A 12,070-nucleotide genomic window follows, 5' to 3' on the forward strand; every position below is an offset into this window, starting at 1 on the left:
CCCCCTTCTTTGATGCCGGGCGATGCTGCCGAAATGGAATTTCTGTTTATGACGGTCATTCGCCCGACGATTGCGCAGCCTCAGGGTAGATCGGCTCGCCGTTCCGGAGAAGGCCCGACACATCAGACCGCGAAGAAAGCGAAGCCGGCCGCGCCGGCTGCCAGCATCGCGACCGTCGCCGGCAGGATGCGCAGCGCCATCGCCCGGCCGCCGAGGACGACGGCGAGCCCGGCCTTGACCAGGGTGTTCACCCCGGCCGCGATCAGCACCACCGTGGCGCCGGCGGCGATATCGAGCCCGCCCTGGGTCAGCCGCGCCGCCGACAGGGTGATCGCGTCGACATCGGCCAGGCCGGAGACGGCGGCGAGCAGGTAGAGGCCGGCGACGCCGAGGGTGTCGTCCAGGACCTTCGACAGCAGCAGCACCGCCGTGATCAGCGCCACGATCTTCAAGGCCGACCAGAGGTCCAGCGGGTTGCCGAGCGGCGGCGCCTCGCTGGTCCGGTCGGAAGCGGCGCGCCACAGCCACAGGCCGCAGCCGATCGCCACCGCCGCGGCGCCGGCCAAGGACGCCGCCAGGGCCAGGGCCAGCGGCGGGTGCAGGACCAGGACCAGCACGCCGATGCGGATGACCATCACCGCCCAGGCGGCGACGATCCCGGCCGCCAGCGCCGGCGCCGCCTGCGGCGCGGTCTGCGCCTGGCGGGCGAAGACCAGGGTCAGCGCGGTGGAAGACACCAGCCCGCCGAGCAGCCCGGTCAGCAGGGTCCCGACCCGGGCGCCGGCGATCCGCACCGCGGCGTAGCCGGCGAAGGACAGGCCGGCGACCAGCACCACCAGCCACCAGATCCTCGCCGGGTTGATCGCCTCCCACGGGTCGAGCGTCCGGTCCGGCAGGAACGGCGGCACCACCACGGCGATCAGCAGGAACTGCAACGCCGCCGCCGTCTCGGCAGGGGTGAAGCGCTCCAGCCAGCCGTGCAGCCGGGCCTTCTCGCGCAGCAGCAGGGCCACGACCACGGCACCGCCGACGCCGGCCAGGTCGTGCCCGATCCCGGCGGCGGCGCCGAGCAGGGCCGTGACCAGCAGCGCGACCTCGGTGGTCAAGCCCAGGCTGCCCTGCTCGCGCCAATAGGCCGCCAGCATGTAGGCCCCGATCCCCGCCAGGAACAGCAGCAGCGGGCCGGGCCCGAGATCGGTCGCCAGGAAGGCGGCCAAGCCGCCGCCGAAGCCGGTGATGGCGAAGGTGCGCAGGCCGGCGGCGCGGCGGCCCTCGGGCCGGTCCCGGTCGGTCCAGCCGCGCTCCAGCCCGATGATCAGGCCGACGGCGAGGGCGGCGCCGAGGCGAAGGGCGACGCCGAGATCGTCCATCGCCGCCCTCCCCCGGTCAGCCGTTCAGCTTGGCTTTCAGGAGCTCGTTCAGCAGCGCCGGGTTGGCCTTGCCGCCGGAGGCCTTCATCACCTGGCCGACGAAGAAGCCGAACAGCTTGTCCTTGCCCGAGCGGTACTCGGCCACCTTGTCGGCCTGCGCCGCCATCACCTGGTCGATCACCGCCTCGATCGCGCCGGTGTCGGTGACCTGCTTCAGCCCCTTGGCCTCGACGATGGCGTCGGCGTCCTGCCCGGTCTCCATCATCTCGGCGAAGACGTCCTTGGCGATGCGGCCGGAGATGGTGTTGTCGGCGATCAGGTCGACCAGCCCGCCCAGCTGCTCGGCCGAGACCGGGCTGTCCTCGATCTCGCGGCCGGCCTTGGCCAGGCCGCCGAACAGCTCGTTGATCACCCAGTTGGCCGCCAGCTTCGGGTCGCGCCCCTTGGCCGCCCGCTCGTAGAAGAAGGCCTTGGCCTGCTCCGCCACCAGCACCCCGGCATCATAGGCCGACAGGCCGTATTCGCTGATGAAGCGGGCCTTCTTCTCGTCCGGCAGCTCCGGCAGGGTCGCGGCGATGCGCTCGACGAAGCCGTCCTCCAGCACCAGCGGCAGCAGGTCCGGGTCCGGGAAGTAGCGGTAGTCGTGCGCCTCCTCCTTGCTGCGCAGCGACCGCGTCTCGCCCTTGTTCGGGTCCCACAGCCGGGTCTCCTGGTCGATCGACCCGCCGCCCTCCAGGATCTCGACCTGGCGCCGCGCCTCGTGCTCGATCGCCGCCATGACGTGGCGGATCGAGTTGACGTTCTTGACCTCGCAGCGCGTGCCGAAGGCGGTGTCGCCGACCTTGCGCACCGACACGTTGACGTCACAGCGCATGGAGCCTTCCTCCATGTTGCCATCGCAGGTGCCGAGATAGCGCAGGATCGAGCGCATCTTGCGCAGATACGCCGCGGCGTCGTCCGGGCTGCGCAGGTCCGGCTCGGACACGATCTCCATCAGCGCGACGCCGGAGCGGTTGAGGTCGACGAAGGTCTCGCGCGGCGACTGGTCGTGCAGGCTCTTGCCCGCATCCTGCTCGAGATGCAGCCGGGTGATGCCGACGGTGCGCGCCGACCCGTCCGGCAGGTCGAGCACGATCTCGCCGGTGCCGACGATCGGGTCCTTGTACTGGCTGATCTGATAGCCCTGCGGCAGGTCGGCGTAGAAGTAGTTCTTGCGGTCGAACACCGAGCGGCGGTTGATCTGCGCCTTCAGGCCGAGGCCGGTCTTGACCGCCTGCTCGACGCAATAGCCGTTGATCACCGGCAGCATGCCGGGCATGGCGGCGTCGACCAGGCTGACCTGGCTGTTCGGGGCTGCGCCGAAATCGGCCGCGGCGCCGGAGAACAGCTTGGCCTTGGAGATGACCTGGGCATGGACCTCGAGCCCGATCACCGTCTCCCAGGTGCCCGTCTCGCCCTCGATCGTGTACATGGAACCGCTCGCACTCATACCGTCCGGAAGCGAGACAGGGAGCGCGGAAGGGGTCCGTCTGTCAACCTTATGTTGAACAGCCACCCTAGGGTTGAATGGCGACCTCCGCCTCGATCTCGACCGCCAGGCCGAAGGGCAGCCCGGCCATGCCGACGGCGGAGCGGGAATGCGCGCCACGCTCGGGGCCGAACACCTCGAGGATCAGGTCGGTGAAGCCGTTGATCACGAGGGGATAGCGGTCGAAGCCGGGCGCCGCATTGACCATGCCGAAGGCGCGCAGCCAGGCGGTGATGCGGTCGAGATCGCCGAGCGCATCCTTCAGGCTGGCCAGGATGGCGAGGCCGGTCAGCCGCGCGGCCTGGGCGCCCTGCTCCTGCGTCAGCTCCTGCCCGACCTTGCCGAGCAGCGGCGCCAGCGACCCGTCCGGCGCCAGGGCGCCGTGACCGGAGACATAGGCCCGGTCGCCATGGACCCGGACCCACGGAAAGCTCAAGCTCACACCGGGCGGCAGCTTGATCGGCGCCGGCAGCTGCAGCCCCAGCGCCTCAAGCCTGGCTTCGATCTCGGCCATCGGTGAGTCCTCCGCATCGGTTCCGGCCCGATGCTACAGGGCAGCCGCCTGTCAGACCACGTTGAGCTCGACGATCGGCCGGTTCTCCAGGATCCGGGTGAAGGCGAAGGGCGACAGGTCGAGGCTGCGGAAGCCGCCATGGGTGATCAGCTCGGCCACGCCGCGGCCGGCGGCCGGCGACTGCTGCAGCCCGTGGCCGGAGAAGCCGTTGGCGAAGATCAGGTTCGGCAGGTCGGGATGCGGGCCGATGACGGCGTTGTGGTCGACCGTGTTCATCTCGTAGTGGCCGGCCCAGGAATTGACCACCTTCAGGCTCTCGAAGGCCGGCACCCGCTCGGCCAGGGCCGGCCACATCGTCTCGTCGAACAGGCCGTGATCGACCGTCAGGTCCTCGGTGTCCGGGTCCTCGCCCACCGGCGGGGCGCCGCAGATGAACAGGTTGCCCTCGGGCCGGAACCAGACGCCCGAGGGGTCGATCACCAGCGGGCAGCCCTCCAGCGTCCGGCGGCAGTCGAACACGAAGACGCAGCGCTTGCGCCCCTCGACCGGCAGGTCGATCCCGGCCAGCGCCGCGACCTTGCCGGCCTGCGGCCCGGCGGCGTTGACCAGCGTGCCGCAGCCGATGCGGCCGCCCTGCGCCAGGGTCACGCCAGAGACCCGGCCGCCGGCCCGGTCGATGCCGGTGACCGTGTCGGTGAGATAGGTGGCGCCGAGCGACCGGGCCTTGCGCTTGAACGCCTGCAGCAGGCTGTAGCCGTCGAACCAGCCCTCGCCGGCAAGACCGAGCGAGCCGGCCGACAGCCCGTCGATGTTCAGCCAGGGAAAGCGGTCGGCCAGCCGGTCCGGCGCCATCAGGTCGACGGCGACGCCCTCCCCCACCTGCATCTCGTGGTTGGCCTGCAGCACCGGCAGCCCGGCCGGGGTGGCGAGGAACAGGTAGCCCTTCTCGTGGAAGCCGAAATCCGGCACCTCGCCCTCGACCTCGAGCCAGCGCTCGGGGTGCTTCAGCACCTCCAGCCCGAAGCGCGAGACCGCGACGTTGAACGGGGTGGAGAATTGCTGCCGGATCGAGGAGGCGGAGAGCGCCGAGGAGGCGGTGCGGTAGGTCGGGTCGCGCTCGACCACCGCCACCGTGCCGTCGAAGCCCGGCTCCAGCATCAGGAAGCAGGCGATGGCGCTGCCGATGGCGCCGCCGCCGATGATGACCACGTCGAAGCTGTCCGCCATGCCCGCACCCATCCGGAGTTTCCCGACTCCTACGCCGCCGCCCACGGCTCCGCAATCTCGATTTTTCCGATCGGAAACAGATGCGGGGCGCGGCGGCGCATGCTTAGCTGCGGCGCATGGACAATGACGCGCCCCAGAGCCTCGGCCCGCGGCTGAAGGCGCTGCGCCGGACCCGCGGCTGGACGCTGGAGGCGGCGTCCGAGCGCACTGGCCTGGCCAAGTCGACCCTGTCGAAGATCGAGAACGGCCGGATGTCGCCGACGGTCGAGGTGCTGCTGAAGCTGTCGCAGGGCTTCGGCGTCGACCTGGCGGGGCTGTTCGGCGAGGCCCGGCCGGACCCGGCGGCGCGCAGCCTGACCCGGGCCGGCACCGGGCCGCGGCACGAGACCCGCAGCTACAGCCATGAGCTCTTGGGCGCCGACCTGGCGGACAAGCGCATCACCCCTGTGCGCGCCCGCGTCAAGGCCCGGACCCTGCTGGATTACGGGCCGCTCGACCAACATGAGGGCCAGCAGTTCCTCCTGGTCCTGACCGGCGCGGTGACGATGCATTTCGCCGGCGAGGCGCCGCTCCGCCTGGCCGCCGGCGACAGCCTCTATTTCGACACCCGCACGCCGCACGCCGTCCTTTCCGACGGGCCGGAGGAGGCGGAGATCCTGTGGGTCCATGCGGGGTAACGGACGCCGCTGGCGTAGGTTGGGTTCGCCTTTGCGAACCCAACACGGGGCCGACGCAATGCTGTTGGGTTCGCGTCCGCGAACCCAACCTACGATCGCAGCGGCTTCAGCGCCTCGGCCCAGCGGGCCAGCTCGTCCAGCATCGCTGTCGCGGCCTTGGCCTGGGTCTCCGGCACGGTGAGCTTGCCGTCAGCCACCGCGTTCCAGGCCATCGGGATCGCCACCGCCTCGGTCAGCGGCACCACCTTCAGCGTGGTCAGGGTCAGCTTCTCGACCTGGACCGAGCGCATGCCGCCCGAGGCGCCGCCATAGCTGACGAAGCCGGCCGGCTTGTAGTTCCACTCCAGGTACAGGTAGTTCAGCGCGTTCAGCAGCGACGGCGGCGGGCCGAAATTGTATTCCGGCGTGACGAAGACGAAGGCGTCGGCGGCACTGACGCTGGCGGCCCAGCGCTTGGTGTGCTCGTGCACATAGTGCTGCAGCCGCGGATGCTCCGGCTCGTCGAACACCGGCAGGTCGAAATCCTTGAGGTCGACCAGCGTGGCGTCGAATTGGCCGTGGCCGGCGGCGATCTCCTGGAACCAGGAGGCGACCACCGGGCCGATCCGGGTCGGCCGGGTGCTGCAGATCACGGTGTGGAGCTTCAGGGGCACGGCACTCTCCGGTTGCGGCGCGGTTGAAAGGTGAGCCGCGATCTTTGCGGTGGCCGCGCGACGGCGCAAGCCTGCCAGCGCTATTCGGCCTCGCCCGGCCGGCGGGCGATCAGGGCCGAGGAGGTGACGACCTCGGTCACCAAGCCGTCGCTCTCATACTCCGCCATCAGCCCCTCGATCTCGGCGATCAGCGCCGTGACCCGGTCGCCGATCCGCTCCGGCGCGGTGCCGGACATCGACAGAGCACGGTCGATCAGGGTCTCGGTCGGGATCCGCCGCCGCTCGATCACCGACGCCTCCTCAAGCCGGCCGAAGGGCGAGTCGAGCAGCACCGCGGTGTGGTTCAGCCAGTCCGGCGACCGCAGCATCGCCCGGGCGCTGTCGCCTCCGGCATAGCCCTCGATCAGATCGCGGAACGGCTTCACCCAGCGATTGTCTGGCACCTTCGGGTGGTCGTCATGGACCAGCACCACGGCGCCGCCGGGATCGATCATGGCGTCGAGCCGGCGCAGCGTCTCGGCCCGGTCCATCCAGTGGAAGGAGCGGCCCATCGTCACCAGCCGGAAGCGGCCGAGTTGCGGCCCGAGATCGTAGGAGCTGCCCTGATGCCAAGTGACCCGGACGCCGGCCCGCTCCGCCGTCTCCGCCGCCACCGCGAGCATCTCCGGCTCCGGGTCGATGCCGATCACCTCGCCAGCCAGGGGCGCCAGGGCGATGGCGATCTGCCCCGGCCCGCAGCCGAGATCCATCACCCGATGGTCGGGACCGAGGCCGCAGATCCGGGCGATACGCGGGAACAGGCCGGCGGCATAGGCCGCCCGGCCCTGCAGGTAATGGGCGGCCGCGGTGCGGAACCGCCGCGGCGTGAAGGGAATCGTGGTCATGGACCGGCCTCCTGGGCTGTGCCGACGCCCCCTTCCCCGCGCCTCGCCTCGGCATAGCAGGATTCGATGACGGTCCGAAGACGACCCGGGGACGCAGCTCAGAGGAAGCGGATGCGCAACTCGTCGTCATAGGCGCGGTCGCCGATGCGCAGCGCGCCCGGCTCGACGCCATAGGCCTTGAAACCGTGCCGCTCATAGAGGCGGCGGGCCGGCTCGGCCTCGGTGATCACCGCCAGCAGCACCGCATCCAGGCCCTCCGCCCGGGCGTGGTCCAGCACCGCCTCGACCAGCGCGTCCGCGGCGCCGGTGCCGTGCGCCTCGGGCCGGACATACATCCGCACCAGCGTCCCCCGGTGGCGGCGCTTGACCGTCTTCTCCAAGGCCAGCCCGGCGAGGCCGAGCAGCCGGCCGTCCCGCTCCGCCGCGAAGGTCGGCACCTCGGCGACGCGCCGGGCGAAGTCCTCCAGCGACAGCGCGGCTTCGGTCTCGTAGGTCGAGCCGAACGCCTCGGGATGGCGCTCCAGCCCCTCCAGCCGGATCTCGCGATAGGCCGCGGCATCCGCAGCCTCGAGCCGGCGGATGACGAAGCCGGTCACGATTACGAGATGGTCTGCGGCAGGGCGGTGAAGCCGGCCGCCTGTTCCATCACCTCGGCGACGCGCAGCAGCGTCTCCTCGTCGAACGGCCGGCCGAGCAGCTGCAGCCCGAGCGGCAGCCCGTCATCACCGAGGCCGGCCGGCACCGACAGGCCGGGCAGCCCGGCCAGCGATGCCGGCACGGTGAACACGTCGTTGAGATACATCGCGATCGGGTCGTCCTGCTTCTCGCCGATGGCGAAGGCGGTGCTTGGCGCCGTCGGCGTCAGGATCACGTCGCAGCGCTTGTACGCCTCGGTGAAGTCGCGGGCGATCAGCGTCCGCAGCTTCTGCGCCTTGGTGTAGTAGGCGTCGTAATAGCCGGCCGACAGCACATAGGTGCCGATCATCACCCGGCGCTTGACCTCGCGGCCGAAGCCGGCGGCGCGGGTGTTCTCGTACAGCTCGTTCAGGCTGCCGCCGGTCTCGCGCAGGCCGTAGCGCACGCCGTCATAGCGCGCCAGGTTGGACGAGGCCTCGGCCGGGGCGACGATATAGTATGTCGGCAGCGCGTATTTGGTGTGCGGCAGCGAGACCTCGACGATCTCCGCCCCCGCCGCGCGCAGCCACTCGGCGCCCTGATGCCAGACGCGCTCGATCTCCGCCGGCATGCCGTCGACCCGGTACTCCTTCGGAATGCCGACCTTCAGGCCGCGGATGTCGCCGGTCAGCGCCGCCTCGAAATCCGGCACGCCCAAGTCGACGCTGGTCGAATCCTTCGGGTCGAAGCCGGCCATCGAGCGCAGCATGATCGCCGCGTCCCGCACATTCCGCGCCATCGGCCCGGCCTGGTCGAGCGACGAGGCGAAGGCGACCACGCCCCAGCGCGAGCAGCGGCCATAGGTCGGCTTGATGCCGACGATGCCGGTGAAGGCGGCCGGCTGGCGGATCGACCCGCCGGTGTCGGTGCCGGTCGCCGCCAGCGTCATGCGCGCCGCGACCGAGGCCGCCGAGCCGCCGGAGGACCCGCCCGGCACCAGCTTGGCGTTGCTGCCGTCCTGCCGCCGCCACGGGTTCTCGACGTTGCCGTAAGCGGAGGTGATGTTGGCCGAGCCCATGGCGAACTCGTCCATGTTCAGCTTGCCCAGCATCACCGCGCCGTCGCGCCACAGATGGCTGGTGACGGTCGATTCATAGGGCGGCACGAAGTTGCCGAGGATGGCGCTGCCGGCCGTGGTGCGCACGCCCTCGGTGCAGAACAGGTCTTTAATCGCGATCGGCAGGCCCTCCAGCGGGCCGCCCTCGCCGCGAGCGAGCTTGGCGTCGGAGGCCTTGGCCATCTCGATCGCCTTGTCCGGCGTCTCGGTGACGAAGGCGTTGAGCCCGCGCAGGCTCTCCACCGCGGCCACATGCGCCGTGGTCAGCTCGACCGAGGAGATCTCGCGCTTCTTCAGCGCGTCGCGCGCGTCGGCGAGGGTCAGATGCGTCGGCTTCGACATCACTCGACCACCTTCGGCACGGTGAAGAACCCGGCCTTGGCCGAGGGCGCGTTGGCCAGCACCTTCTCGGGATAGCCGCCGTCGGTCACCTCGTCCGGCCGGCGCCGCAGCCCCTGCTGCGCCACGCTGGTCATCGGCTCGACCCCGTCGGTGTTCACCTCGGCCAGTTGCTCCACGAAATCCAGGATGCCGGACAATTCGCCGGTCATGGAATCGAGCTCCGCCTCGTCGAGGCGGATACGGGCCAGATGCGCGATCTTCGCGACGGTGGCTCTGTCGAGCGACATGTCGTAGTCATCTCCGGGGATCGGAGGCCGACCGGGGCCGGCATGGGGCCGGAACCGCGGGGGACGGCCGACGGGAAAACGGCGCGGAAGGTATCACCCGATATGGCGGTCTGCAATCTTCGCGACCTGAAGCCGCGGCTGGCCCCCGGCGGGCGGCTGATCGGCCTGGATCTCGGGGAAAAGACCATCGGCATGGCGGTGTCCGACCCCGGCCTGTCGCTGGCCTCGCCGATCGGCACCATCCGCCGCACCAAGTTCACGCCGGATGCGCAGGAGCTGCTGCGCATCGTCGACGACCGCGGCGTCGCCGGGCTGGTGATCGGCCTGCCGGTCAACATGGACGGCAGCGAGGGGCCGCGCTGCCAATCGGTGCGCGCCTTCGCCAAGGACCTCTTGAAGCTGCGCGACCTGCCGATCGCCTTCTGGGACGAGCGGCTGTCGACCATGGCTGTGCAGCGCCAGATGATCGAGTTCGACGTCACCCGGAAGAAGCGGGCCAAGGCGGTGGACACCGCCGCCGCCGCCTGGATCCTGCAGGGCGCGCTGGACGCGCTGCGGTTCGAGGCGGGGTAACGGTCAATCGCCCTTGCGCAACTGGCCGTTCAGCAGCATCAGCATGCAAATGGCCCGCTTGAAGTCCCGATCAGCTTGGCCAGTCGCCATACGCCATTCAGCAATGGCCTGGCTGACGCGCCGACGCAAGGTTCTGGCATCGTCGCGGCCAAGAGGCATGTTCAGGTCATAATCCGCGGCTTCCCGCTTCGCCTGGGCCAGGAGAAATGTCCGGGCCATCTCTCGGGCGAAGTGCGGCGCCTGATCATCGACACCGACAGCATCCCCTCGCAGAAAGTCGACGATGGACTTGTCGATCGCTTTGCCCTCGATTTTGATGAAGGCGAGTCTGATCCCCTTGTGACCGAAAGCGCGGGCAAAGATCCGCCGGCGACGAAGCGAGGCGCCGCCGCTTCCGAAGACAAGCTTCCCCGCCTCCTCGGTCAGGAAGTGAAAAAGGGCGTAGTATGAGGTCGAAATGCTTCTGGCAGCTCGCGCCCTCGGCAATTTTCCCGGTCGCCCCCCGCGGCTTTCGAGCCGAAGGGCAGCCGCCAGAATCTGCCCGTCATAGGCGCGCTCATCACGCTGCATCGGCAAAATAAACGATCGGAAAACGATTATCCTTTTCGGCCACGGCATCCTCAATCTGCCGGATCAGGTCAACTAGATCGTCATCGGACACGTCATCCAGCGGACCGGCATCGATCGAGACACGCAGCAGCCCCTCACCGTCATCCCCGGCATCCTGCTCGACATGAACGTCATGCAAAGAGCGGCCGAGGATCGTCCGCTTCGTGACGTCGGTGACGATCTGCTCAATTTCCGTGAGGTCGGCCTGCATCGGCAAACGTCCTTCAAAACCGGAGAGAACAATATCGCGCTTGGGTCTTGAGCGCGAGGTCGGATCAATCCACCGCGATCTGGTCCGGCTCGGTCCGCGCCAGCCGGGCCAGCGTCTCCAGCGCCTCGCGCAGCACCGCCGGCGCCGGCGACGCCAGGGCCAGCCGCACCGCGGCCGGCGCGTGGCCCGGGCCGGTGGCGTAGGCCGGACCGGGGGTCAGGGCGATGCCCTTGCGCGCGGCCGCGGCGGCGAAAGCCTCCGCCCGCCAGCCCTCCGGCAGCTCGAGCCAGAGATGGTAGGCGCGCGGATCGCCCCGGATCTCCAGCCCCTCCAGCGCCGCCCGGGCGATCGCCTGGCGGGCGCGGGCGTCCTGCCGCTTCTCCGCCACCAGCGCCGCCACCGTGCCGTCGGCCATCCAGCGCGATGCCGCCTCGAGCGCCAGGCCGCCCGGGCTCCAGGGGCCGGAGCGGATCGCCGCCACCATGCGCTCGACCAGGGCGCTCGGCGCCACCGCAAAGCCCAGGGTCAGCCCGGGCGCGAGGCGCTTGGACAGGCTGTCGATCACGATCGCATGGTCCGGCGCCAGCGCCGCCAGCGGCACCTCGTCGGCCAGGAAGCTGAACACCCGGTCCTCGACCGCGATCAGGTCGAGCCGCTGCAGCAGCGCCGCCAGATCCGCCCGCCGGCCGGGCGGCATCGACAGGCCGAGCGGGTTGTGCAGCACCGGCTGCAGATAGACCCCACGCAGCGGCGCGGCGTGATGTGCCGCCTCCAGCGCGTCCGGCCGCAGCCCTTCGGCGTCCATCGCGATCGGCACCAGCGCGATGCCGAGCCGCGCGGCAATGCCCTTGATCACCGGATAGGTCAGCGCCTCGACCCCGACCCGGCCGCCGACCGGCGCCAGGGCCGACAGCGCCGCCGCGATCGCCTGCCGGCCGTTGCCGGCGAACAGCACCCGCGCCGGCTCCGGCGACCAGCCGGGCTGCGCCAGGAACGACGCCGCCACCGCCCGCGCCGCCTGGGTGCCGGCCGCCGGCACCGCCCGCAGCGCCAGGCCCAGCGCATCCGGCCGCATCAGTGCCTGCAGCCCCTGGGCCAGGGCGGCCGGCTGGCCGGGCAGGATCGGGAAGCTGGATTCGAGGTTGATCGGCGCCTGCCAGGGCTCGGCCAGCACCGAGGCCGGCACTGTCGCCGCGGCGCGGACGAAGGTGCCGCGCCCGACCTCGCCCAACACCAGCCCGCGCCGCGTCAGCTCGGCATAGACCCGGGCGGCGGTGGAGGCGGCGATGCCGCGGCGATAGGCGAAGTCGCGCTGCGGCGGCAGCCGGTCGCCGGGGCGCAATTGCCCCGAGGCGATCTCGCCGGCGACGGCGTCGGCAATGCTGCGGAAATCGTCCAGCATCCTAAATTGCTCCGAGAGCAATACTGTGATTGCACCGACATGATGCTCGGATCAATCTCGG

14 protein-coding genes are annotated in these 12,070 nt (G+C 70.5%); 2 read left to right on the forward strand and 12 right to left on the reverse strand.

Going from position 1 to position 12,070, the window contains the following annotated elements:
- Window positions 1-122: 122 nt before the first annotated feature.
- The 4 genes from ACFW16_RS03215 to ACFW16_RS03230 form a co-directional block, all read right to left on the reverse strand.
- Window positions 123-1,370, reverse strand: coding sequence for an MgtC/SapB family protein (locus ACFW16_RS03215; protein ID WP_380301804.1), 1,248 nt, complete (start codon window positions 1,368-1,370; stop codon window positions 123-125).
- Window positions 1,371-1,386: 16 nt separating this feature from the next.
- The gene (gene gatB, locus ACFW16_RS03220; protein WP_380301806.1) at window positions 1,387-2,841 is read right to left on the reverse strand and encodes an Asp-tRNA(Asn)/Glu-tRNA(Gln) amidotransferase subunit GatB; all 1,455 of its coding nucleotides are present in this window, start codon (window positions 2,839-2,841) and stop codon (window positions 1,387-1,389) included.
- 85 nt (window positions 2,842-2,926) lie between these two features.
- A complete protein-coding gene (locus ACFW16_RS03225) occupies window positions 2,927-3,412 on the reverse strand; it encodes a RidA family protein (RefSeq protein WP_380301808.1) in 486 nt (161 codons plus the stop codon).
- 51 nt (window positions 3,413-3,463) lie between these two features.
- The gene (locus ACFW16_RS03230) at window positions 3,464-4,639 is read right to left on the reverse strand and encodes an NAD(P)/FAD-dependent oxidoreductase (protein WP_380301810.1); all 1,176 of its coding nucleotides are present in this window, start codon (window positions 4,637-4,639) and stop codon (window positions 3,464-3,466) included.
- A gap of 116 nt (window positions 4,640-4,755) precedes the next feature.
- On the opposite strand from ACFW16_RS03230, the gene ACFW16_RS03235 reads away from it, so the two are divergent.
- Window positions 4,756-5,316, forward strand: coding sequence for a helix-turn-helix domain-containing protein (locus ACFW16_RS03235; RefSeq protein WP_380301812.1), 561 nt, complete (start codon window positions 4,756-4,758; stop codon window positions 5,314-5,316).
- A gap of 89 nt (window positions 5,317-5,405) precedes the next feature.
- Here ACFW16_RS03235 and ACFW16_RS03240 read toward each other — a convergent pair whose 3' ends face one another.
- The 5 genes from ACFW16_RS03240 to gatC all read right to left on the reverse strand — a co-directional run bounded on the left by ACFW16_RS03240 (window position 5,406) and on the right by gatC (window position 9,214).
- Complete coding sequence (locus ACFW16_RS03240) at window positions 5,406-5,969, reverse strand: NADPH-dependent FMN reductase (protein WP_380301814.1); 564 nt, start codon at window positions 5,967-5,969, stop codon at window positions 5,406-5,408.
- Between the two features lie 80 nt (window positions 5,970-6,049).
- The gene (locus ACFW16_RS03245) at window positions 6,050-6,853 is read right to left on the reverse strand and encodes a class I SAM-dependent methyltransferase (protein ID WP_380301816.1); all 804 of its coding nucleotides are present in this window, start codon (window positions 6,851-6,853) and stop codon (window positions 6,050-6,052) included.
- A 98-nt stretch (window positions 6,854-6,951) separates the two neighbouring features.
- On the reverse strand, window positions 6,952-7,449 hold the full coding sequence (locus ACFW16_RS03250; RefSeq protein WP_380301818.1) for a GNAT family N-acetyltransferase: 498 nt from the start codon (window positions 7,447-7,449) through the stop codon (window positions 6,952-6,954).
- Between the two features lie 2 nt (window positions 7,450-7,451).
- Window positions 7,452-8,927, reverse strand: coding sequence for an Asp-tRNA(Asn)/Glu-tRNA(Gln) amidotransferase subunit GatA (gene gatA, locus ACFW16_RS03255; protein ID WP_380301820.1), 1,476 nt, complete (start codon window positions 8,925-8,927; stop codon window positions 7,452-7,454).
- On the reverse strand, window positions 8,927-9,214 hold the full coding sequence (gene gatC, locus ACFW16_RS03260) for an Asp-tRNA(Asn)/Glu-tRNA(Gln) amidotransferase subunit GatC (RefSeq protein WP_034839555.1): 288 nt from the start codon (window positions 9,212-9,214) through the stop codon (window positions 8,927-8,929). The genes gatA and gatC overlap by 1 nt, the downstream gene beginning before the upstream one ends.
- A 102-nt stretch (window positions 9,215-9,316) precedes the next feature.
- Here gatC and ruvX point away from each other — a divergent pair, with 102 nt between their 5' ends.
- Window positions 9,317-9,787: a Holliday junction resolvase RuvX gene (gene ruvX, locus ACFW16_RS03265; RefSeq protein WP_380301822.1), complete on the forward strand. Its 471-nt coding sequence runs from the start codon at window positions 9,317-9,319 to the stop codon at window positions 9,785-9,787.
- 3 nt (window positions 9,788-9,790) lie between these two features.
- On the opposite strand, the gene ACFW16_RS03270 is transcribed toward ruvX, so the two are convergent.
- From ACFW16_RS03270 to ACFW16_RS03280, 3 genes are all read right to left on the reverse strand, one after another.
- Window positions 9,791-10,357, reverse strand: coding sequence for a hypothetical protein (locus ACFW16_RS03270; RefSeq protein ID WP_380301824.1), 567 nt, complete (start codon window positions 10,355-10,357; stop codon window positions 9,791-9,793).
- On the reverse strand, window positions 10,347-10,607 hold the full coding sequence (locus tag ACFW16_RS03275) for a hypothetical protein (protein ID WP_380301826.1): 261 nt from the start codon (window positions 10,605-10,607) through the stop codon (window positions 10,347-10,349). The genes ACFW16_RS03270 and ACFW16_RS03275 overlap by 11 nt, the downstream gene beginning before the upstream one ends.
- A 64-nt stretch (window positions 10,608-10,671) precedes the next feature.
- On the reverse strand, window positions 10,672-12,009 hold the full coding sequence (locus tag ACFW16_RS03280) for a PLP-dependent aminotransferase family protein (protein ID WP_380301828.1): 1,338 nt from the start codon (window positions 12,007-12,009) through the stop codon (window positions 10,672-10,674).
- Window positions 12,010-12,070 lie beyond the last annotated feature (61 nt).

This window comes from Inquilinus sp. NPDC058860, assembly GCF_042743185.1.
Taxonomy (GTDB): Bacteria; Pseudomonadota; Alphaproteobacteria; order DSM-16000; family Inquilinaceae; genus Inquilinus.